A 411-nucleotide genomic window follows, 5' to 3' on the forward strand; every position below is an offset into this window, starting at 1 on the left:
GATTACTGACAACGGTAACGTCATCCTTGATGTTTACGGTATGAAGATCACCAATCCAAAACAACTGGAAGATCACGATCAACGGCATCCCTGGTGTCGTCACTGATCGGACCTATTTGCTCATCGCGGTGCTGACGTGGTCATTACCGGCACTCCAGAAGGTGCAAAAATTGAGGAATAAATAGCTGGTTTTGCGCTATTTTCCGTTATTTGATTACAGACGCGCCTAAGGGCGCCGTTTTTTATGACTTTCTTGAAGAAAATTATCTCTTATTCCGTAATTTTCTTACCCAAAACAAAAATTTTTGTTTACTTTATTGAGCAGTAAGACGCACAAGGAAACGTTTGTCCTACCGACCAAAACTGTTATTTCCAACTGCTCTTAACGAYTTTGTTTAACGTGCGCCAAAT

At 41.2% G+C, this 411-nt stretch carries 1 pseudogene; it reads left to right on the forward strand.

Annotated elements, in window-relative coordinates:
* Positions 1-181: pseudogene (locus CIK04_RS29770) on the forward strand (ribose-5-phosphate isomerase A); the annotation flags it as partial.
* Positions 182-411: the final 230 nt, after the last annotated feature.

The sequence above is a fragment of the Vibrio sp. 03_296 genome, assembly GCF_002265885.1.